The following is a 21703-nucleotide window of genomic DNA, read 5'->3' on the forward strand; positions in this document are numbered from 1 at the left end:
CGTCAGGCAGATTCGCGCAGAACGCGGGGAACTTTGAATTCTACGTTCTCGACGGCGGTCTCGACCATTTTTTCGGTGACGGCATAGCGGGCTTTGAATGCGTCGATGACCTCGTTGATGAGAACCTCCGGGGCGGAGGCGCCGGCGGTGATGCCGATGCTGGTGATCCCGTCAAGCGCGCGCCAATCGATGTCATCTGCACGTTGCACTAATTGCGCATAGGCGCAGCCAGCGCGGGAACCAACCTCCACCAGTCGCTTCGAATTGGAGGAGTTTGGCGCACCCACCACCAGCATCGCATCGCATTTCGGCGCCATTGCTTTGACCGCTTCCTGCCGGTTGGTCGTGGCGTAGCAAATATCTTCCTTGTGTGGGCCGACAATCGCGGGAAAACGCGCCTGTAGCGCGGCGACAATATCAGCGGTGTCGTCAATGCTGAGCGTGGTTTGGGTAACATAGGCGAGCTTCGCCTCGTCGCGCACGACGACGTGGGCCACGTCGTTGGGAGTTTCCACCAGCAACACCTCACCATCGGGAAGCTGGCCCATGGTACCTACAGTTTCGGGGTGGCCTTCATGGCCGATCATGATCATTTGCAAGCCCGCGTCAGCATGGCGCTGGGCTTCAATGTGGACCTTGCTGACAAGTGGGCAGGTCGCATCCACGTAGACCATGTTGCGCGCTTGGGCGGCGTTTGGCACGGATTTTGGCACGCCGTGGGCTGAAAAGATCACAGGCCGGTCGTCGGGGCATTCCGATAGTTCTTCGACAAAAACAGCACCCTTTTCGCGCAGATCGTCCACCACGAATTTGTTGTGCACGATCTCGTGCCGGACATAGACGGGCGCCCCCCATTTGGTGAGCGCCATCTCGACGATCTTGATCGCGCGGTCGACGCCTGCGCAAAATCCGCGAGGTGCAGCAAGGTAGAGGATAAGAGGGGGCTTGTTCATCGGTTGCTCCGTGATTGGCCTACAGAGGTAAGGTGCCGGATGCGTCAGGTCCAGCCCAGAAGCGGTGCAAATATACGCTCCTAGAGCCTGATATCGGGGGGAGCATCAAGGCCGCAGCTTCGGCACGGTTGTGCACGCCCAGTTTGCGGTAGCCATGCTTGGCGTAGTCGGACACGGTGTGCACCGAGATATTGCAAATTTGCGCTGTTTCCGCACGTGTCTTCCCTTGTGACAGCAAGACGATCACTTCGCTTTCACGCGGCGTAAGCTGGTCAAAGACATCGGGAAGCCCATGGGACAAAAACGCTTTGCGATTGTCTGCAGGTACTGGCTGCTCCGGTGTCTCGATAAGCTCTTCGATGCGGCGGTGGATGATCATGCAAAACAGACGAAGCTCTTCAGCTTTGGGTAAGATTTTTGCGGAAAAATCGTTATTTTTCGTACCATTGCCCAAGATGAAACCGCCGAACCGGCTGCTGCCCTTCAGGCGCATGGGAATGGCAAACCCCGCATTGAAGCCGCGCGCGCCAGCCCTGTCGATAAAGGCGCGGTCGGCATCGGTGAGTTGGGAATATTTGTGGTAGAAGGCTGGCCCGACGGGAACGATATCATAGCTGTTGCAGCAATGGATCAGGAAAGGATCTTTGTCGGGTGGCGTTTCCTCGTAAAGGTCTGGAATGTTGCTGAGCGCGAATTGGGCTTCAAAGGTGTTGGTCACGCTCACATAGGTGGCGAAGTCCATCCCAATGAGGGGCAATACATCTAGCAGACCGCTCCAGACGGCATCAAGCGTCTGACCTTTTTCGATATTAGCCGCTCTATCTACAATCATCGAATAAACTTCCTTACCCCCCTTTTAAGGGGGGAGAAGGGTTTGGTCCAGCGTGCTATCAAAGCCACTGGGCCGTGCAGTGAGATTGCAATTTACCGGCCCGGATTTTTTTACGGCCTGCTAGATTTCAATGATGACCATGCACCGATGCCGTGAGAACGGCTCGGTGCATTATTTTTTGCAGCAACGCCTATGGATGTTTTCAGGCTATCAACCTGCGTTTTTTTCGGATGGCTCTCGCGGAGGACGACCGATTACATCACGCAGATCGTCAAGTTCGATGAAGTTGTCGGCCTGACGGCGTAGTTCGTCTGAAATCATCGGAGGTTGGCTGCGGATGGTCGAAACCACGGATACCCGTACACCTTGGCGTTGCAGGCTTTCAACCAGCGGGCGGAAATCTCCATCGCCGGAGAAAATGACAATGTGATCAAGGTGAGGTGCAAGCTCCATCGCATCGACGGCCAGTTCGATGTCCATGTTCCCTTTTACCTTACGTCGCCCCATGCTATCGGTGTATTCTTTGGCCGGTTTTGTGACCATCGAATAGCCGTTGTAGTGCAACCAATCTACCAGTGGACGGATCGGCGAATACTCGTCGTTTTCCAGCAAAGCAGTGTAGTAGAAGGCGCGCAAAAGCTTGCCCCGGCGCATGAATTCAGAGCGTAGAAGCTTGTAATCTACGTCAAATCCAAGTGTCTTGCCAGCTGCATAGAGGTTGGAGCCATCGATGAAGAGAGCTAAACGCTCGTCCTTGTAAAACATAATTAATTCCTCAAATTCAGAAGCGTATTGCAGCACATTTTAAAATTCGTCAAATGGGAATGTGGTATCGATAATTAACTTTTTGGCCAGTCAGGGTGTTCTTGAGTATATTTAAGCCTGCCCTGCATCGCCAAGAGGCTATCCTTTAAGAATGGCAGATTTGGCTAGGGAGGGTCATGGGAAATATTGATTATAGCACAACAGCGGCAGAATGCCGCTACTTGATTGCCCTGGGGTCAAACTTGGGCGTTGGCGAAATTGCTCCGGCTGAAGTGCTTGAAAGGGCATTGAAATCTCTACAGGGCAGGGGGTTCGCGGTTCGGTCGCAGAGCCGCTTTTTCCAAACACCGGCTTTCCCAGCGGGTGCAGGTCCGGACTTTGTGAACGCGGCTGCTGTGCTTGAAGCGCAGATTGATCCGGTCGAGGTGCTTGCGCAATTGCATGCAGTCGAAGCTGAGCTGAGCCGCACCCGTGAGGTGCGTTGGAGCGCGCGTACGCTAGATCTGGATTTGATCGCGGCAGGGGATTTGGTGTTGCCAGATGCGAAAACACACCAATACTGGCGTAAGATGCCGCTAGAGATGCAAAGGGCCGCCACGCCAGAGCAGTTGATCCTGCCGCATCCGCGATTGGCGGAGCGGGCGTTTGTGTTGGTTCCGTTGCTGGACGTCGTACCTGACTGGCGCCATCCGGTGACTGGACTGAGTATTCGGGAGATGCATGACGCATTGCCGGAGGCGATGCGCTACGAGGTGCGTGCGCTATAATACCTGCTTGTAAATCTGGCTGAACGGGCCTAGGTAGCGTCTTCTAGCAGATAATTTATTGGAGCATCCAATGGCCCGCGTTACCGTCGAAGATTGTGTTGATAAAGTCCCGAACCGGTTTGAGCTGGTCATGCTTGCGGCTCACCGTGCCCGTGAGATTGCTGCAGGATCTCCTGTAACTGTGGACCGTGACAACGATAAAAACCCTGTGGTTTCGCTGCGCGAGATCGCGGATGAGACGCAGTCGGCTGATGATCTGCGCGAGCGTCTGATCGAAAGCAACCAGAACCAGATCGAAGTGGATGAGCCTGAAGAGGACGCCATGGCGATTCTTATGGGTGCCGAGCAGGACAAGCCGGAAGAAGACAGCATGTCCGAAGAAATGCTTTTGCGGCAGTTGATGGCTGCGCAAGGGCAGGGGTGATTGCGGCGGGAATGACCGTTCCGCTTGAGGGCTGAGGCAGATAATGACAACCACTGCCGACGACCTTGTCACATTGGTTCGCGGGTTTAACCCTAGAACAAACCAAGCGTTGATCCGCGCGGCCTATGCGTACGGTGAACGCATGCATGAAGGGCAGTTCCGGCATTCCGGTGAGCCCTATTTTACTCATCCTGTAGCCGTTGCCGCCATTCTGGCGTCGCAACAGTTGGATGATGCCACCATCATCACAGCGCTCTTGCACGACACCATCGAAGACACGCCTGCCTCCTATTCGGAAGTGCAGGAGGAATTCGGTAAGGAAGTCGCAGAATTGGTGGACGGCGTCACGAAGCTGACCAATCTGCAGCTGAATTCCTCCGAGACCAAGCAGGCCGAAAATTTTCGCAAACTGTTCATGGCGATGTCCAAGGACCTGCGGGTTATTCTGGTGAAGCTTTCGGACCGCTTGCACAACATGCGCACGATCAAGGCGATGCGCCCTGAAAAGCAGGCGCAAAAAGCGCGTGAAACCATGGATATCTATGCGCCGCTTGCAGGCCGGATGGGTATGCAGTGGATGCGCGAAGAACTGGAAGATCTGGCGTTTCGGGTTCTGAACCCTGAGGCGCGCCAGTCCATCATGCGCCGCTTTATCATGCTCCAGAAAGAAACTGGCGATGTGATCTCGCGGATCACGACGGATATGCGCAAGGAATTGTCCAAGGCAGACGTCGAAGCCGAGGTTTTTGGTCGCGCGAAAAAACCATATTCTATCTGGCGTAAGATGGAGGAAAAGGAGCAATCTTTTTCACGCCTCTCCGACATCTATGGATTTCGCGTGATTACGGATAGCGAGGAAGACTGCTACCGTGCGCTGGGCGCGATCCACCGGCGGTGGCGCGCGGTACCGGGACGTTTCAAAGATTATATCAGCCAGCCCAAGACGAACGGTTACCGTTCTATCCATACGACCGTTTCGGGCCGTGATGGTAAGCGGGTCGAGGTTCAGATCAGAACGCGGCAGATGCATGATGTGGCGGAAACAGGCGTTGCGGCGCATTGGTCTTACCGCGACGGTGTCCGCTCCAAGAACCCCTTTGCAGTTGATCCGGTTAAGTGGATTGCGCAGCTCACCGAACAGTTCGACGGTGAGGACGATCACGAGAATTTCCTCGAAGCGGTCAAGCTGGAGATGTATACCGACAAGGTGTTTTGCTTCACGCCGAAGGGCGAAGTGATCAAGCTGCCACGCGGCGCTACACCAATTGATTTTGCCTATGCAATTCACACGCGCATCGGGTCGGCCTGCGTGGGCGCCAAGATTGACGGCCTACGCGTGCCGCTTTGGACGCGGGTGAAAAATGGGCAGTCGGTTGAGATCATTACAGCCGAAGGGCAAACGCCGCAGACCACATGGCTGGAGATTGCAACAACGGGTAAAGCCAAGACTGCCATTCGCCGCTCCCTGCGGGAGGTGGACCGCGCGCGGTTTATCAAACTGGGCCGCGAACTGGCCCGTTCGGCTTTTGAGCATGTTGGGAAACGGGCGACAGACAAAGTACTGGCAACCGCTGCGCGTGCGTTGCGTGTAGGGGGCGTGGATAACCTGCTGGAACAGCTGGGGAGTTCGAACCGCACTGGCCGCGAGGTAGTAAGCGTAGTTTACCCTGAGCTTGGTCTGGTGACCGGCGAAGAAGTGGATCGTAAGCGGGCAGTGATCGGGCTTGAACCGGGTCAATCCTTTGACCGGGCTTCATGTTGTGAGCCGCTGCCGGGCGAACGCATTGTCGGGATTACCTTCCGTGGCAAGGGCGTGACCCTGCATGCCATCGATTGTGACAGGCTGAGTGATTACGAAGAACAGCCCGACCGTTGGCTCGATCTGCGCTGGCATGATGGCAGTCACCCCGCCGTTTACGGTGCGACCATTGATCTGACGGTTGCCAACGACCGCGGTGTTCTGGGCCGGATTTGCACGTTGATCGGTGAGGCTGGGGCGAATATCGCTGACCTCAACTTTGTTGAGCGTAAGCAAGATTTCTTCCGCGTTTTGGTGCATGTAGAGCTGCGTGACGCCGCCCAGCTTCATTCGCTAATGCTCACGCTGGAAGCTGAAAGCGATGTCGCCACTGTCAGCAGGTATCGCAATGTGAACGCGACCGGAGAGGGTGCTGCGGCAGGGGGACATCTGCCGTGATATTCAAGCGCCGTGATCCAAAATCACTCGGCCGCTCTGTGGCCGAGTTCCTTTGGCCCCGTGGTGGATGGGCGCGCGCGTTTCACTATGTCAAACACCGGATGCGCCGTTTACCCGACAGTCCTGAACGGATCGCACGAGGGATTTGGGCTGGTGTGTTTATTACATTCACGCCGCTGTTCGGGATGCATTTTCTCTTTGCTGTGCTGATCTCGAGGGCGATGAAGGGCAACATCCTTGCGTCGCTCATGGCGACCTTTGTGGGTAACCCGCTGACATTTGTTTTCATCGCGCTGTCTTCGTTGAAATCAGGCCATTGGATATTGGGCACGGAGTTGCAGGAAGGCGAATTGCGCGCGCTCAGCCGTAAGTTCTCTGATGCAGGCAGCGACCTTTGGCGCAATGTTATCTCGATCTTTACACCAGAAAAAATGGACTGGTCCGGTCTTGCCATTTTTTCTCGCGATGTTTTTTATCCCTATTTGATGGGCGGCATTGTGTCCGGTATCTTCTTTGCGACAGTGGCCTATTATATGGCTGTTCCGGTTTTGCGGGCGTATCAAAAGCGCCGCAGGGGGGTGATCAAGGCGAAGTTCGAGGCGCTGAAAGCTAAGACAGCCGCGAAAGCCGAAGAGAAAAAGCAGGCTGCAAAAGACAAAAAAGAGAGAGCGAATGGCTGACAAGAATAAGCTGCGTTTGGGCGTAAACATCGACCACGTCGCAACTGTGCGTAACGCGCGCGGCGGCAATACGCCTGACCCGTTGCGCGCTGCCCGTATCGCACAAGAGGCCGGCGCTGATGGCATCACTGCACATTTGCGTGAGGACCGCCGCCATATCTCGGACGCGGACATTGAGGGGCTGATGGAGATTCTGACAGTGCCTTTGAACTTTGAAATGGCCGCTACCGAAGAGATGCAGGCGATTGCCTTGCGTCACAAGCCGCACGCGGTTTGCATCGTGCCTGAAAAGCGCGAAGAACGCACAACTGAAGGCGGGCTGGAAGTCGCACGCGAGGAAAACCGCCTTGCCCACTTCATCGCGCCCCTGCGTGATGTGGGCTGCCGAGTTTCAATCTTCATCGCAGCAGAGCAGCGTCAGATCGAAGCGGCGCACCGTATTGGTGCCCAAGTGATCGAACTCCACTCAGGCGCCTATTGTGATGCCTATCATGAGGGCCGTTTCGAGCAGGCTGAGCTCGAGTTGGGAAAACTGCGCGATATGTCGGTCTTTGCACATGGGCTGGGTCTTGAGGTGCATGTAGGACACGGATTGACCTATGACACGGTAACTCCTGTCGCAGCCTTTCCCGAAGTCATGGAGCTCAACATCGGACATTTTCTAATTGGAGAGGCGATCTTTCTTGGTCTTGAGCCAGCAATCGCAGAAATGCGCCGGTTGATGGATGAGGCCCGCGCCGTTTAGGCGTTTTGCCGACGCATGGCCGCTTGCGCAACACGAGGATACGCGATGATTTTGGGCATTGGCACTGATTTGGCGAATATCGAACGTATTCAAGGTACGCTTGAACGTTTTGGCGACCGCTTTCGCAACCGAGTGTTCACGTCGGTAGAGCAGGCGAAGGCAGAGCGGCGCGTGGATGTGGCGGGAACCTATGCCAAACGCTGGGCCGCAAAAGAGGCGTGCTCCAAAGCATTGGGAACCGGGCTACGCATGGGGATCAGCTGGCGCGATATGGCGGTGAGCAATTTGCGAACTGGCCAGCCAGTCATGGAAGTGACCGGATGGGCCGCCGAGCGTCTGGCGACCATGACCCCGGAAGGTCATGAGGCCATCATTCACGTGACCCTCACGGACGATCATCCATGGGCGCAGGCATTTGTGGTAATTGAGGCGCGCCCGCTAGGGTGACGCGCACCTTGACACTACGCGCTGCCCTGCGCATGTAACCCACGTAATACATGCTAGGAGCGCCGGATGGCCAAGACCGAAAAGACAGGCAATGTGATTGTCGAAACGATCAAGACTGTTGTCTATGCGCTGTTGATTGCAGGTGTCTTCCGCACCCTGTTTTTTCAGCCTTTCTGGATTCCTTCCGGTTCGATGAAAGAGACGCTTCTGATCGGCGACTTCGTCTTTGTGAACAAGATGGCGTATGGCTATTCCTATGCCTCCTGCCCCAGCGTGATTATGCCCAGCGTCGGCATTAACGTAGACGCCAAAAAGCTGTGTGGCGTGTTTGATGGCGACAACACGCGCCTGTTCGGCAGTGAGCCAGAGCGCGGCGATGTGGTGGTGTTCCGGCATCCGATTTCCGGCCATGATTATATCAAACGACTGATTGGCCTGCCCGGTGACCAAATTCAGGTCACAAATGGAATTGTTCAGATCAACGGTGTTGCCGCACCACAAGAACCCGCAGGCAAGTTCGAAGAGCTTATGGAGCTCCAAGGTCCTCAAGCCTTGCGCCCGCGTTGCGCCAACGGTGCAGTCGGTCAGGGCGGCATGTGCATCAAGGATCGCGCGATCGAAACTCTGCCTAACGGCGTGAGCCATGTGGTTCTGGACATTGGTCCTCAAGCCTCTGATCGTACCGGTGTCTATACCGTGCCGGAGGGCAATTATTTCTTCATGGGCGATAACCGCGACAACTCTGCCGACAGCCGTTTGGCTCAGACGGCTGGTGGCGTCGGTTTTGTCCCGTTCGAAAACCTGATTGGTCGCGCTGATCGGATCGTGTTTAGCTCGGGCGGACGCTCGATGCTGTTCTTCTGGACGTGGCGCTCTGATCGCTTTTTCAAAGCGATCAAGTGAAGCTGTCCGCTGAACTCAGAGCGTTCGAGAAACGTCTTGGTTACACGTTTCAGTCGCCGCAATTGCTGAACGAAGCGGTGACGCATGCGTCAATGTCTACGGCGAACCGTGATGACAATCAGCGGCTTGAGTTTTTGGGCGACCGTGTGCTGGGTCTTGTGATGGCTGAGGCTTTGCTTAAGCTTGATACAAAGGCATCCGAGGGCCAGTTGGCCCCGCGCTTTAATGCGTTGGTCCGCAAAGAAGCCTGCGCCGATGTGGCGCGTGATATCGACATTGGCGCGGTTCTGCGCCTTGGCCGGTCAGAGATGCTGTCAGGCGGGAGACGCAAGCAAGCACTGCTGGGCGATGCGATGGAGGCGGTGATTGCCGCCGTCTATATTGACGGAGGCTTTGATGCCTCACGTGCGCTGGTGCTTCGGCTCTGGGGTGATCGGACGACTTCTGTTAAAGATGATGCACGGGACGCAAAGACATCCTTGCAGGAATGGGCGCAAGCCCGAGGGCTAGAACCACCTGCCTATGTATTGACGAAGCGGAGCGGGCCGGACCATGCTCCGATATTCACAATCGCCGCGCGTCTGTCGACCGGACAGACAGCGAGTGCGACAGCGGGCGCCAAGCGCGCCGCAGAACAAGACGCCGCAGCATCGCTGTTGGCGCAATTGGAGCGAGACACATGACCGAAACACCGACACGCGCGGGGTTCGTTGCCCTCATCGGAGAACCCAACGCGGGTAAGTCGACGCTGCTTAACCGGATGGTTGGTGCGAAAGTTTCCATCGTCACGCACAAGGTACAAACCACACGTGCGCGCATCCGTGGCGTTGCCATGCAGGGTGCAAGCCAGATTGTTTTCGTGGACACGCCCGGCTTGTTCCAGCCGCGTCGCAGGCTTGACCGCGCGATGGTTGCCGCAGCTTGGGGTGGGGCAGCGGATGCCGATCTAGTGGTGCTGCTGGTTGAAGCGCAGCGTGGCGTGACCGAAGGTGTCGAGCGTATTTTGACTCGTCTAAATGAGATTGGTAAAGGCGCACGCGTCGCTCTGGCCATCAACAAGATTGACCGTGTCGAAGCGCCTGTGTTGCTGGGGCTCAGCAAGAAGCTGAATGAAGCTTATCCCTTCGTCGAGACCTTCATGATCTCCGCCGAGAAGGGGCATGGCGTAGATGCGCTACGGATCTGGCTTGCCGGTGAGGTGCCCGAAGGGCCATGGCTGTATCCTGAGGACCAGATCGCCGATCTGCCGATGCGAATGATCGCCGCCGAAATGACGCGCGAAAAACTGACCCTCCGCCTGCATCAGGAGCTGCCGTACCAGTTGACCGTTGAGACGGAGAACTGGGAAGAACGCAAGGACGGCTCGGCGCGGATTGACCAGTTGATCTATGTTATGCGGGACGGCCACAAGGGGATCGTCCTGGGCAACAAGGGTGAGACGATCAAGTCCGTTAGCAAGGCTGCGCGCGAAGAAATGGAAGAGTTTCTCGGGCGCAAGGTCCACCTGTTTTTGAAGGTGAAAGTCCGGCCTAACTGGCTTGAGGACGCCGAGCGTTATTCCGAGATGGGGTTGGAGTTCAAGGACGGCAACCAATGATGTGCAGCATCGCCTGCGGTTCTGGATGCGTTGTCCTTGAGGGGCTTTCGTGCCGCGTCTGACGGCAAGGTTCTGGGTTGATGCCTATCTGGCACGGCTGCGGATGTTCGATATTCCCGCTTTTGTCGTAGCCCACGGGGATGACACAGGCGGTGCTGTTCTGGTGAAGCTGGCAACGTTGGATGGCAAAGCGACGGTATTTCAGCGCTCCTTCGACCTGATGAGCGGAGAGCGTGTTTGGGTAGAGCTGGCCGGTGGCCCTGAGTCTGAGGTGGACGAAGCGGTGCGTAAGCAGCGCGGGTTCGACCCCGATCTTTGGGTGATAGAGGTGGAAGACCGAGAGGGTCGGCATCTTCTGGATCAAGAGGGTCTTGGCTAATGGAATGGCGCGATCAGGGCATCTTGCTGAGCGCACGCCGCCATGGAGAGACATCTGCGATCATCGAGATGTTTACGCCCTCGCAGGGGCGCCACGCTGGCGTTGTGCGGGGCGGGACCAGTCGAAAAATTTCTCCAATTTTGCAGCCCGGCGCACAGTTGGATGTGGCATGGCGCGCGCGGCTAGAAGATCACATGGGAGCGTTTGCCGTAGAGCCTGTGCGCAGCCGCGCCGCAATAGCGATGGGGGGGCGGCTGGCGTTGGCAGGGCTGAACGCGGTGACCGGATTGATCAGTTTCAGTCTGCCAGAACGCGAGGTCCATCTGCCGCTCTATCACCGGACGGAAGCCTTGTTAGACTTGCTGGGCCAGGACGATATCTGGCCACTGGCCTATCTCCGCTGGGAACTGAGTCTGCTGGAAGAGCTTGGCTACGGCCTTGATCTGGGTAGCTGCGCCGTAACGGGGGCAACAGACGGATTGGCCTATGTCTCACCCAAATCAGGGCGGGCGGTTTCACGTGAAGGGGCGGGGGACTGGGCCGAGCGGTTGCTGCCCTTGCCGGATGTGTTGCGTGGCGTTGGTGATGCCAGTGATGCGGAGATTGCAGAAAGCTTTAAAACAACTGGATACTTCCTGATGCATCACCTTGCTGCTGGTTTGGGGGGCAGGCCACTGCCACAGGCCCGAGCGCGCTTTGTCGAAGCGTTTAATCGCTCGTTTTAAAAAGCATCTTGGTACCGTCCGAACTGGTCAGCACGAGCGTTTCGCCATCAACCTTGGAATTGGTTGCAGTTTCTAGCGCTGCAAGAAAGGCGATTTCAGCCTCAATTTCAGGACACCCCCTTCTGGTGCTACCAATGGGACCGGCATCAAAGGTCGGGTAGGGGGCTTTCATACCGCCGAAGTAGCGGTTGCAGGGGCCTTCGCCTGCGATTTCACCCGCCTTGGGAAAGGTGAGCGTGGCACGGACAGGAAAGGGCGCGCCATTAAGTTCTTTCAGCAGCCAGACACGATCTGCACCGCCGTAAATGCGCTGGAAGTCGTCGGCGCGGCAGGCTGTCAGCGAGACAACCAGTAAAGCAATCGAGGTAAACCACTTCATGCTAGGGCAAGCACCGTATCCACGAGGGCGTCAAAGGCCGCGTGTGTGTCTGTCTCTGCTTTAATTTGTGGCAGGCCGACAAGCGACGCAAGCAGCGATTGCCCGAACGCCGGATTGCGCAATCCGATTTGGTTGAGCAAATGTTGGAGAAAAGTCAGGCGTTCTGCGTCCACCTCTGCCACGGCAGAAGCCACGGCTGAGTCGGATTGAGACCAGACCCGCAATGCAGACTCGGTAGGGGTGTCCAGAATACTATGCCCGAAGGCGCGCAAAGCGGTTTCTGCGCTGTCCCCTGTCTCTAAGCGCTCCATCACATCAGAGAGAGCCCGTGTATGCCACTGACGTACGAGGGCAGCATGATACGTGGGGACGTCCTTGAAATGCCAGTAGAACGACCCTTTAGTGGCCCCAAGACGGCGTGCCATAGGTTCGGCGGCAAGGCAGGCCGGGCCCTCCGCACAAAGTGCGGCGAAACCAGCATCTATCCATTTTTCCGGTGAAAGTCGCGTGCTTGTCATAGTTTTTAGGGTATGCGCAGGCGGGGCGCGCCGCAAGGGGCGCCCCGTTCTGGTCGGCAAAGATTAGCCCAAGATACGGCGGGCGATAACCTGTGCCTGAATTTCAGCCGCACCTTCGAAGATGTTGAGGATACGGGCGTCACACAGAACGCGACTGATCTTGTATTCTAGTGCAAAACCATTGCCGCCGTGGATCTGCAAACCGTTGTCCGCAGCAGCCCAAGCCACACGTGCGCCAAGCAGTTTCGCCATACCTGCTTCCACGTCACAGCGGCGACCTTCGTCCTTCTCGAACGCAGAGAAATAAGTGAGCTGACGCGCCACCATGATTTCAACGGCCATCATCGCCAGCTTGCTGGAGACGCGCGGGAAGTTGATCAGAGCTTTGCCGAACTGTTTGCGGTCAAGGGCATACTGCATGGAGATATCCAGCGCGGACTGCGCCACGCCAATGGCACGGGCAGCTGTTTGGATGCGCGCGCTTTCAAAGGTTTCCATCAGCTGTTTAAAGCCTTTGCCTTCTTCGCCGCCGAGAAGGTTCTCAGCGTTGACTTCAAAGCCGTCGAACGCCAGCTCATATTCTTTCATGCCGCGATAACCGAGCACTTCGATCTCACCGCCTGTCATGCCGTCGGTCGGAAAGGGGTTTTCATCAGTCCCGGGGGTCTTCTCGGCCAAGAACATGGACAGGCCTTTGTAGTCCGTCGTGTCAGGGTCGGTGCGGGCCAGCAGGGTCATCACATGTGTACGCGCAGCATGGGTGATCCATGTCTTGTTGCCAGTGACTTTGTAGCTTTCACCATCTTTGATCGCACGTGTGCGAAGGGAGCCCAGATCAGAACCGGTGTTTGGTTCTGTAAAGACGGCGGTTGGCAGGGTTTCAGCACTTGCGATGCGCGGCAGCCATTTCTGTTTTTGCTCGTCCGTGCCGCCAGCAATAATAAGCTCGGCTGCGATTTCGGAACGTGTGCCAAGCGAGCCTACACCGATATAACCGCGCGAGAGTTCTTCGGACACAACGCACATGGATGCTTTGGACAGTCCAAAGCCGCCAAATTCTTCGGGGATGGTAAGGCCGAATACGCCCATTTCGGCAAGATCGTCGATGATCTCCATCGGGATCAGTTCGTCCTTGAGGTGCCATTCGTGGGCGAACGGTTCTACCTTCTCCACTGCGTAGCGGTGGAACTGCTCGCGAATCATCTCAAGTTCGTCATCAAGACCAGAGGCCCCGACCGTGACGTTGGCGGAGTGCTCTTGCATCAACTCGACAAGACGGGTGCGGGCGGCTTGAGTGTTGCCGCCTTGGGTCAGCGTCATGATCGCTGGCTCCATCAGGCCGAGCTGGTCATCCTGACCAAGGCCAAGATCCTGAAGGCGGACGATCTCACCCTGATTCATCTGGATGCCGCCGTAGATCTGCCACAGGTATTCGCCGAACGCGATCTGGTGGATCAAGGCTTCGGTCTCGCCGAACTTGCTGTCCTTTTCCAACGCTTCGGCCCAGGATTGCATCTGGCGCAGGGCCTGCGCGTAGGTCGCCAGCCATGCCAGCCCGTGAGCGGCAGTCTGGTTTTGTTCAACCAGCGCATTTGATACGCGGCCGTTTTCAGTGACCATCGTGCGCACTGTTTCGGTTGCGCGGACAAGGACTGCCTCAACTGGTGCCACGGCCGATGCTGTAAGCTTCAGCAGATCATCAAGGAGGGCAGGCGCCTCCATATTCAGCTGTCCATCATGTGCCATTATCTACATCCTTTTTTACTTAGTGCTCGGCATAATCACTTTGCAGGTGCAGCGCAACAAAGATACGTTTGGTTGCGTCAATGTGGTCGAAAGTTTCGCTGCCGAATTTAAGTGCGTCGAGAATGTCATTTGATATGTAGGGCCATGGACACAATTTTCCCGCTTTTATCACCATACGAGCTTGGCCTTGCTGCTTTGATTGCGATTCTCGCGGGATTTGTCAAAGGCGTGGTCGGATTCGCTATGCCATTGGTCTTTATTTCGGGCCTCACAACCTTCATGCCTCCCGAGCTTGCCTTGGCAGGGTTGATCGCGCCGACCCTCGTTACCAATGCGCATCAGGCGCTGCGGCAAGGGATGCAGGCCGCCGTCCGTTCTACTATTGAGTTTCGCGTGTTTCTTGCCTGCGGCGGTGTGACGCTGATCGCCTGTGCACAACTTGTCCGGGTGTTTCCGGATCAGGTTATGCTAGGTGTTATAGGCGTGCCAGTGACCTTCTTCGCGCTGCTGCAATTGGTGGGGTATACGTTCAAGCTCTCTGGTCGCGACATGCGGGTCGAAGTAACTGCCGGTACTATTGCCGGCGCGCTGGGAGGGCTTTCTGGTATCTGGGGGCCGCCAACGGTCGCGTACCTGACTGCGCTGAACACACCTAAGCAAGACCAGATGCGGGTTCAGGGCGTGATCTATGGGCTCGGTGCTGTCGCGTTGCTTGCAGCACATGTCGGCTCGGGCGTATTACGCGCCGAGACGATAGGCTTCTCGCTGGCGATGGTACCAACTGCGTATCTCGGGATGTCGATCGGGATATCGGTCATGGACCGAATCGACCAGACCGCTTTTCGCCGCTTGACGCTGTTTGTGCTTTTGGTTGCAGGTCTAAACCTGATCCGGCGGGCGTGGCTGGGGTGATTACCCCTGCCGAGCCACCGTCATGCCAGAAACATCTTCGATAAACGTCACGATTCGAGATTTCACTTTGTCGTCCTGAATAGAGGCCAGAGCGTTTACAATTTCCATCCCAGTATCGCGGGTGGAAACACTGCTGTGTGCATCTTCGTAAAGCCCTTCAAAGAAATAGGCGGGTGAAACTTCGAATATCTGACCTAATTCAAAAAGGCGGCTCGCCGCGATTCGATTTGATCCGATTTCGTATTTCTGAATTTGCTGGAACGAAAGTCCAAGACGTTGTGCGACGTCGGTTTGCGAATAGCGACGGAGTGTTCTCATTTCTCTGAGCTTTCGCCCGACATGTACGTCTACTGGATGCGCCATAAATAATTAACCTCTGGTTGTGTGAGTGCAATTTTGCGAAAAATCGCTCATTCGATCAATTGGATAGATTTATTAAGTTTCGATCAATTTATGTCAGATATATGAACGATTGCCGTCACGACAACGGATGATTTTCGTTGCCCTAATGGGTGATTTGTGGTCAATATTTTGGATGGGATCAAATTTGAAAATATCTCTACCTCAAAAAAAGCGAGAGCCTGCTCCGGCCTTGCTGTATGAAATGATGCGTTCTTTCTCCGGTTTGGCGCACACTCTGAATTTGTCTCAGGCTGTTGAGGAATTGGGCAGCACCCGCCAGACCGTGCGTCGTCATATCGGTCAGCTAGAAGAAGCGATGGGTCACAAGCTCTTCGATATTCAGCAGCGCCGCTATACATTAACAGATCACGGCACGCGTGCGTTGGCGCCGGCCCGACTGCTTCTTGATCAAGGAAGCGTTTGGTTGCAGGGTCAATTTCAGGATGTAGATGGCATGCTGCGGGTGTCTTTCGAAGGCGATACCGGCTGGGTTTTTCACCAGCAGCAGCTTCCGATGAGCCGGATTTGGTCAGGCAGGTCAGAGTTGTTGCGCGAGGCGCTGAAGGCCTGGACGCAGAGTGAGGGCAGGCTTGAAAGTAAGGGGATGCTGCACGTCCGGCCTTACATTCTGGCCTACCGCGACATTGCTGACAGCTGGATTTGCGTCGAAGTCGGGGAGAAGTCCTTTTACTCCAATTGGTATGGGTGGGCTGAAGCGCGTAGCAGCATTGGGCGGAATCTTAATCAGTTTCCCGGCGGTGAGCAGTTTATGAGCCTCGCTACGGCTCCGTTCACTGACGTGAGCGAGAGCCATGGTGTCAGGATAGATCAAATTATAAGCAAAATGCGTCTCAGCGGCGATGGGCCGATGCAATATATTGCTTTCGACAGATTGCTCTTGGGTGTCCAAATGCCTGACGGATCGCCCGCGATTATTTCAGTCGTAGATCGGGCGGAAGAGATACTCATTACAGACGTGGACAAGTGCCTTTTGGATCAGGTCTCTGACAAAGCAAGGGTGGATTTCGTAAAGGAAACATAAATTCGGGTGTTTTTTCGCGCAATCCGGTAACCTAAGCGTGTACCGGAGCAAAAGGCGATTCCAAATGACACTTATCAAGATGCAAACTGGCGACCGTTTTGTTGCCAATAGTGCCGAAATTTTCCAGCGATATGGCGTAACACTGGAGGTCGGGTATGATTTTGAAGAGTACCGCAGTTTATTGAAAGAAGCGCGTCCCGATCATGAACTGGGAGCCCCTTATGATCCACGACTCCGTGAAATGACGGCGCAGAATGCCCTTTGGATCGTCGGGCGTAACACGGCAGGCAAGGTTGTTCATACACAAGCTTTACGAATGCTTGAAAATCATTCGCTCTCAGTCGGAGAGTATTTTACTCGCCGTTTCCGTGAGTATCCGCCATCCGTTCGGACGCTTGATCTTGAACGTTCGCGGTTCCGTGCAGGGCCGGGGGCTATGCGGATGTTCGGGTCCGTGGCCTATCATGGAGAGTTCTGGATCGCGCCTGGTGCGGAAAGCCTGCGGGGGCAGGGCATGTCCTGCGTTCTGGGGCGTTATGGTTTCTTTGAAGCGATTCAGCATTGGGATCCCGACCACATTGTGGCGTTCATGGCAAAGGGCATCGCGTTTAAAGGCCTCGCGGAGCGTACAGGGTGGATGCACACCCAGCCTGGCGCGCTGCGCTGGTTCCTGAAGGGGAATGATGTGCCGATTGAGGGGTTCATGGCCTATATGGACCGAGAAGACCTACATTACGTGTTGGAGTTGCCTCTCAACGATTTGGTCGAGATGGCAGCCTGAATATTTAAAATTGTAATAGCTGAATAAAGAAGGGCCGCTGCCCGAACAGCGGCCCTTCTTTACATCTCATTGCCGATTTAGCGAATGACAGCGGCTTTAACTTCATCGTCAATATGCGGCATGTATTGTTCGAAATTGTCGGCGAACATTTTCACCAGTTTTGTCACCTGGCGGTCATACGCTTCTGGATTGTCCCAAGTGCGACGTGGGTCCAGCAAGATGTCTGCTACTCCCTCGACAGAAACGGGCACTTCAAAGCCGAAGTTTTCGTCCACGCGGAATTTGCCAGCCACAAGCGACCCGTCAAGGGCGGCCGTCAGCAGCGCACGTGTAGCACGGATCGGCATACGAGAGCCGGTTCCGTAAGCGCCACCGGTCCAGCCGGTGTTGACCAGCCAGCAGGTCGCGCCGTGTTGGGCGATCTTTTCACGCAGCAGGTTGCCATAGACTTCGGGACGGCGTGGCATGAACGGTGCGCCAAAGCAGGTAGAGAAGGTCGGTTCTGGCTCAGTCACACCACGTTCTGTGCCTGCTACCTTCGAGGTGAAGCCGGACAGGAAGTGGTACATCGCTTGCGCTGGTGTCAGGCGTGCGATGGGTGGCAGCGTACCGAAGGCATCGCACGTCAGCATGATGATGTTCTTCGGGTGGCCACCAATCGCCTTTTTGGAAGCGTTTGAGATGTAGTGCAGCGGATACGCGCAGCGCATGTTGGCCGTCAGGCTGTCATCGTCGAAATCAAGGTCTTTGGTTTCGTCATCGTAGATCATGTTTTCGATCACGGTTCCGAATTTCTCTGTCGTCGCGTAAATTTCAGGCTCTGCTTCGGCGCTGAGGCTAATCGTCTTGGCGTAGCAACCTCCTTCAAAGTTGAAGGTGCCAGTGTCGGACCAGCCATGCTCGTCATCGCCGATTAGGATACGCTCGGGATCAGCGGATAGGGTCGTTTTACCCGTGCCCGACAAGCCAAAGAAGATAGCTGTATCGACAGGATTGCCCACCGCGTGGTTGGCCGAACAATGCATCGGCATCACGCCTTTTCCGGGCAGCAGGTAGTTCAGCAGGGAGAAGACAGATTTCTTGTTCTCGCCTGCGTACTCTGTTCCGCCGATAAGGATCATCTTGCGGTCGAAGTTCATCGCGATGACTGTCTCGGAGCGGCAATCATGCTTCTTCGGATCGGCCGAGAACTTGGGGCAGTTGATTACGGTAAAGTCAGCCAGAAAGTCGTCCAGTTGATCGCGGTCGGGACGGCGCATCATGTGGCGGATGAACAGGCCGTGCCATGCCAGTTCGGTCACAAAACGAACGTTGATCGCATGTTTGGGGTCCGCGCCGCCAACAAGGTCCTGAACGAAATAATCGCCGCCCTTCATGTGGGCCAGCATGTCCTCATACAAAGCGTCGAAGCCCGCCTCGGACATTTCGGCGTTATTTTCCCACCAGATCGTGTCTTTTACGCTGTCGCTCATCACGACATGTTTGTCTTTGGGTGAGCGGCCAGTGAATTTTCCGGTGGTCACCAAAAATGCGCCACCCTTGCCCAGTGTCCCCTCATCGCGTTTGAGAGCGGTCTCAATCAGCGCAGGTTCCATGAGGTTGTAATATACATTGCCGAGCCCTGTGATCCCTTGATCGTCGAGGCTGAAGTTAGGGTTTACCCGTCCGGTTTGCATGCAATGTCTCCTTTGGAAACTGCGCATCTCGCGCAGCGTAATGGGGAATGCCCGGGACCAAACGCACGCGGGCATCAATGGAATATCGGCCTCTTAACACGATGATTTACAGGTTGAACAGGCGCGTTTGCATAGTTAGCGCCACCACTTTGCCAATTGCCGCAGGACGCGACACAATGGCGCGGTTTTGCCTGTGTGCGGTGCTGACGGACGTCTAACGGGTCTACTGAGTTGAATTCAGCAAGCGCAAGGTGAGGTAATTTAGCCATTCCTAAATAAATTATGGCTGAAATATGTCAGTATAGCCCGCCGATTCGCACTTTGGGATTGATTCGACAGCAAAAGGAGTGATCAATGCTTGGAAAAACAAAAATACATTGAGCAGCACAAGGAAACAGGCAATGTCAAAAATTGCATTGGTCGACGACGACAGGAATATCCTGACGTCCGTCTCGATGACTCTTGAAGCCGAAGGCTTTGAGGTGGAAACTTATAATGACGGTCAGGCCGCATTGGACGCGTTTAACAAGCGAATGCCCGATATGGCCGTGCTGGATATCAAGATGCCGCGCATGGATGGGATGGACCTGCTCCAACGTTTGCGCCAAAAAAGCGCGATGCCGGTGATCTTTCTCACGTCCAAGGATGACGAGATTGACGAAGTTCTGGGCCTGCGCATGGGCGCCGACGATTATGTGAAAAAACCTTTCTCTCAGCGTTTGCTTGTTGAGCGTATTCGCGCCCTTCTGCGTCGTCAGGAGGCGGTGGCGACTGACGAGGTGGGCGATACCGAAGAGACCAAGGTGATGGAGCGTGGCGATTTGCGCATGGATCCATTGCGTCATGCCGTCAGCTGGAAAGGCAAAGACGTATCTCTGACAGTCACGGAATTCCTGCTTTTGCAGGCGCTGGCCCAACGCCCCGGTTTTGTTAAATCACGCGATCAGTTGATGGACGTGGCTTATGACGATCAGGTTTATGTAGACGACCGTACGATCGACAGCCACATCAAACGTCTGCGTAAGAAAATGCGGACTGCGGATGACGAATTCTCCGCGATTGAGACACTCTACGGGATCGGTTACAGATATAACGAAGAATGATCTGGTATCATGGCGATTGCCGAAAGGAAATTCGTGCGCGATCTGACACCCGCAAGACGTGATGGTGATGTTGTTCTGGGCGACGATTGGGTCGCCCCGGACAGTGCTGCGCCAAATGAGATCAGAGCTCGCCGGGAACGGCGGGGGCTGTTTTCGTTGCGTGCGTCACCGCTGACGCGGAAGATCATCACATTCAATCTGATTGCTTTGAATGTGCTTGTCGCCGGAATTCTTTACCTGAATTCATCGCGCGAAAGCCTTGCGGTGCAACGTGCAGCTTCACTGGTTTCCGAGGCAGAGTTGATTGCAGATGTGATCGAAGCGCAGCTGCCCGAAGGACAATCTGTTGATCTGTCAGTTGGTGAAGGTGTGGATGTCCACAAGACCCTGTTGGGGCTTGATCTGCGCAGCGGGATTCAAGTCTTTGTCTTCGATCCGGACGGTGTTTTGATCTCTCGATTTGAAGGCGGCAGTGATGCCCGCGCAGAAGGTCGTGCGGACGGCGTCGAGAGCAAGACTATCTTGACTGATGGATTAAGTTGGCTGTGGGATGCCGTATCGTCCCCGTTTCGAGGTGACGCACAGGAAGTATCTATCGAAGACCGGCTGAAACCGGTAATCGCAGCCGCTCTCGTGAACGGCGCGCAGATTAAAGAAGAACGCGACGAGGCGGGTGCTACGCTGCTGGCCGTCGCCACGCCTATCGAGCTTGACGGTGCTGCTGTGGGCGCGGTTGCCATCGCAAGCGCCAGTGGTGAGATTGACCGCCTAGTGCGCGGAGAACGCGAGCGTGTCCTCCAGATGTTCATTATCGCAACGCTTGTTTCTATTGGTCTAAGCCTTGTTTTAGCCTCGACCATTGCAAACCCTTTGGCCGATCTGGCCGCAGCGGCTGAATTGGGGCGCGACAAAGACGCGCGCAAGATGAACCCCGGCCGAATCCGCATACCTGATCTGACTGCACGTCCGGATGAGATTGGTCGCCTGTCAGCCGCTTTGCGCGGTATGGTGTCGGCGCTTTACAACCGGATTGAGGGCAACGAACAGTTCGCCGCAGATGTGGCGCATGAGATCAAGAACCCGCTTGCGTCCCTGCGCTCGGCTGTTGGGACGTTGCGGATGATCAAACGCGAGGACCAGCGCGATAAACTTCTGGACGTGATTGACCACGATGTGCGCCGCCTTGACCGTTTGGTCAGCGATATCTCTAACGCTTCGCGGCTTGATAGCGAGCTGGTGAAAGAAGAGGAAGAGCCGTTCAATTTGGTGAACATGCTCGGGAATTTGGGCCAGTATCTGGGTGAGGACGCCAAGGGTAAGGGCATAGACTTTATAGTTGATTTGCCAAAAGATCCCATTGTTGTGCAGGGGCTAGAAGCTCGTCTTGCACAGGTTTTTGTAAACCTGATTGCCAATGCGATTTCATTCTGTGAAGACGGCGATGCGATCCGCGTCTGGGCGCGCAAGCGTGAAAACCGTGTTTTGATCGTTGTAGAAGATACGGGCCCGGGCATTCCCGATCAGGCACTCGGCAAGATTTTCAAACGCTTCTATTCCCAACGCCCCGACGAGCATTTCGGTAACAACTCCGGTCTCGGGCTTGCGATCTCAAAGCAGATCGTCGAAGCGCATGGTGGTGTGATCTGGGCCGAGAATATCCGTCCGACCGATGCTGATATCACTTCTGACCCGCTCGGCGCGCGTTTCGTCGTGGGTCTGCCGATTTAGAC

Annotated in this window: 24 protein-coding genes; 16 read left to right on the top strand and 8 right to left on the bottom strand. The window is 55.6% G+C overall.

Going from position 1 to position 21703, the window contains the following annotated elements:
* Window positions 1-2: 2 nt before the first annotated feature.
* From ispH to V7730_RS05845, 3 genes are all read right to left on the bottom strand, one after another.
* Window positions 3-953 carry a 4-hydroxy-3-methylbut-2-enyl diphosphate reductase gene (ispH, locus tag V7730_RS05835; protein WP_335746653.1) on the bottom strand — a complete coding sequence of 317 codons (951 nt, stop codon included), beginning with the start codon at window positions 951-953 and terminating at the stop codon, window positions 3-5.
* A 19-nt stretch (window positions 954-972) separates the two neighbouring features.
* On the bottom strand, window positions 973-1785 hold the full coding sequence (locus V7730_RS05840; protein ID WP_335746654.1) for a helix-turn-helix transcriptional regulator: 813 nt from the start codon (window positions 1783-1785) through the stop codon (window positions 973-975).
* A 210-nt stretch (window positions 1786-1995) separates the two neighbouring features.
* Complete coding sequence (locus tag V7730_RS05845; protein ID WP_335746655.1) at window positions 1996-2550, bottom strand: LabA-like NYN domain-containing protein; 555 nt, start codon at window positions 2548-2550, stop codon at window positions 1996-1998.
* Between the two features lie 176 nt (window positions 2551-2726).
* Between V7730_RS05845 and folK the strand changes: the two genes are divergently transcribed.
* From folK to recO, 11 genes are all read left to right on the top strand, one after another.
* Entirely contained in the window at window positions 2727-3317 is a 591-nt protein-coding gene (gene folK / locus V7730_RS05850; protein ID WP_335746656.1) for a 2-amino-4-hydroxy-6-hydroxymethyldihydropteridine diphosphokinase, read from the top strand.
* A gap of 70 nt (window positions 3318-3387) precedes the next feature.
* Window positions 3388-3741, top strand: a complete 354-nt coding sequence (rpoZ, locus tag V7730_RS05855; RefSeq protein ID WP_335746657.1) for a DNA-directed RNA polymerase subunit omega — start codon at window positions 3388-3390, stop codon at window positions 3739-3741.
* A 43-nt stretch (window positions 3742-3784) separates the two neighbouring features.
* On the top strand, window positions 3785-5938 hold the full coding sequence (locus tag V7730_RS05860; RefSeq protein WP_335746658.1) for a RelA/SpoT family protein: 2154 nt from the start codon (window positions 3785-3787) through the stop codon (window positions 5936-5938).
* Window positions 5935-6618: a DUF2062 domain-containing protein gene (locus V7730_RS05865; RefSeq protein ID WP_335746659.1), complete on the top strand. Its 684-nt coding sequence runs from the start codon at window positions 5935-5937 to the stop codon at window positions 6616-6618. Before V7730_RS05860 ends, V7730_RS05865 begins: the two co-directional genes overlap by 4 nt.
* Window positions 6611-7363 (top strand): pyridoxine 5'-phosphate synthase, encoded by a 753-nt coding sequence (locus tag V7730_RS05870; protein ID WP_335746660.1) that lies wholly within the window; start codon window positions 6611-6613, stop codon window positions 7361-7363. Before V7730_RS05865 ends, V7730_RS05870 begins: the two co-directional genes overlap by 8 nt.
* Window positions 7364-7408: 45 nt before the next feature.
* On the top strand, window positions 7409-7810 hold the full coding sequence (gene acpS, locus V7730_RS05875; protein ID WP_335746661.1) for a holo-ACP synthase: 402 nt from the start codon (window positions 7409-7411) through the stop codon (window positions 7808-7810).
* A 66-nt stretch (window positions 7811-7876) separates the two neighbouring features.
* Window positions 7877-8713, top strand: a complete 837-nt coding sequence (gene lepB, locus V7730_RS05880; RefSeq protein WP_335746662.1) for a signal peptidase I — start codon at window positions 7877-7879, stop codon at window positions 8711-8713.
* Window positions 8710-9396, top strand: a complete 687-nt coding sequence (rnc, locus tag V7730_RS05885) for a ribonuclease III (protein ID WP_335746663.1) — start codon at window positions 8710-8712, stop codon at window positions 9394-9396. The genes lepB and rnc overlap by 4 nt, the downstream gene beginning before the upstream one ends.
* Window positions 9393-10310 (top strand): GTPase Era, encoded by a 918-nt coding sequence (gene era, locus V7730_RS05890; protein ID WP_335746664.1) that lies wholly within the window; start codon window positions 9393-9395, stop codon window positions 10308-10310. Before rnc ends, era begins: the two co-directional genes overlap by 4 nt.
* A gap of 49 nt (window positions 10311-10359) precedes the next feature.
* Window positions 10360-10689, top strand: a complete 330-nt coding sequence (locus tag V7730_RS05895; protein ID WP_335746665.1) for a DUF1491 family protein — start codon at window positions 10360-10362, stop codon at window positions 10687-10689.
* Window positions 10689-11414 carry a DNA repair protein RecO gene (gene recO / locus V7730_RS05900; protein WP_335746666.1) on the top strand — a complete coding sequence of 242 codons (726 nt, stop codon included), beginning with the start codon at window positions 10689-10691 and terminating at the stop codon, window positions 11412-11414. The genes V7730_RS05895 and recO overlap by 1 nt, the downstream gene beginning before the upstream one ends.
* Here the strand turns inward: recO and V7730_RS05905 are convergent.
* The 3 genes from V7730_RS05905 to V7730_RS05915 form a co-directional block, all read right to left on the bottom strand.
* The gene (locus V7730_RS05905; RefSeq protein ID WP_335746667.1) at window positions 11398-11793 is read right to left on the bottom strand and encodes an META domain-containing protein; all 396 of its coding nucleotides are present in this window, start codon (window positions 11791-11793) and stop codon (window positions 11398-11400) included. The two genes, recO and V7730_RS05905, sit on opposite strands and share 17 nt — an antisense overlap.
* Window positions 11790-12311: a TetR/AcrR family transcriptional regulator gene (locus V7730_RS05910; protein WP_335746668.1), complete on the bottom strand. Its 522-nt coding sequence runs from the start codon at window positions 12309-12311 to the stop codon at window positions 11790-11792. The genes V7730_RS05905 and V7730_RS05910 overlap by 4 nt, the downstream gene beginning before the upstream one ends.
* A gap of 63 nt (window positions 12312-12374) precedes the next feature.
* Entirely contained in the window at window positions 12375-14057 is a 1683-nt protein-coding gene (locus V7730_RS05915; RefSeq protein ID WP_335746669.1) for an acyl-CoA dehydrogenase family protein, read from the bottom strand.
* 144 nt (window positions 14058-14201) lie between these two features.
* On the opposite strand from V7730_RS05915, the gene V7730_RS05920 reads away from it, so the two are divergent.
* Window positions 14202-14969 (top strand): sulfite exporter TauE/SafE family protein, encoded by a 768-nt coding sequence (locus V7730_RS05920; protein ID WP_335746670.1) that lies wholly within the window; start codon window positions 14202-14204, stop codon window positions 14967-14969.
* Here the strand turns inward: V7730_RS05920 and V7730_RS05925 are convergent, their stop codons facing one another.
* Window positions 14970-15332, bottom strand: a complete 363-nt coding sequence (locus V7730_RS05925; RefSeq protein WP_335746671.1) for a helix-turn-helix domain-containing protein — start codon at window positions 15330-15332, stop codon at window positions 14970-14972.
* Window positions 15333-15459: 127 nt separating this feature from the next.
* Between V7730_RS05925 and V7730_RS05930 the strand changes: the two genes are divergently transcribed.
* Entirely contained in the window at window positions 15460-16413 is a 954-nt protein-coding gene (locus tag V7730_RS05930; protein ID WP_335746672.1) for a LysR family transcriptional regulator, read from the top strand.
* A 64-nt stretch (window positions 16414-16477) separates the two neighbouring features.
* Complete coding sequence (locus V7730_RS05935; RefSeq protein WP_335746673.1) at window positions 16478-17194, top strand: hypothetical protein; 717 nt, start codon at window positions 16478-16480, stop codon at window positions 17192-17194.
* 77 nt (window positions 17195-17271) lie between these two features.
* Here V7730_RS05935 and V7730_RS05940 read toward each other — a convergent pair whose 3' ends face one another.
* Window positions 17272-18870: a phosphoenolpyruvate carboxykinase gene (locus V7730_RS05940; protein WP_335746674.1), complete on the bottom strand. Its 1599-nt coding sequence runs from the start codon at window positions 18868-18870 to the stop codon at window positions 17272-17274.
* Between the two features lie 401 nt (window positions 18871-19271).
* Between V7730_RS05940 and V7730_RS05945 the strand changes: the two genes are divergently transcribed.
* Window positions 19272-19973, top strand: coding sequence for a response regulator transcription factor (locus V7730_RS05945; RefSeq protein WP_335746675.1), 702 nt, complete (start codon window positions 19272-19274; stop codon window positions 19971-19973).
* A 9-nt stretch (window positions 19974-19982) separates the two neighbouring features.
* The gene (locus tag V7730_RS05950; protein ID WP_335746676.1) at window positions 19983-21701 is read left to right on the top strand and encodes a sensor histidine kinase; all 1719 of its coding nucleotides are present in this window, start codon (window positions 19983-19985) and stop codon (window positions 21699-21701) included.
* Window positions 21702-21703: the final 2 nt, after the last annotated feature.

The sequence above is a fragment of the Sulfitobacter sp. genome (genome assembly GCF_036961165.1).
Classification (GTDB): Bacteria; Pseudomonadota; Alphaproteobacteria; order Rhodobacterales; family Rhodobacteraceae; genus Sulfitobacter.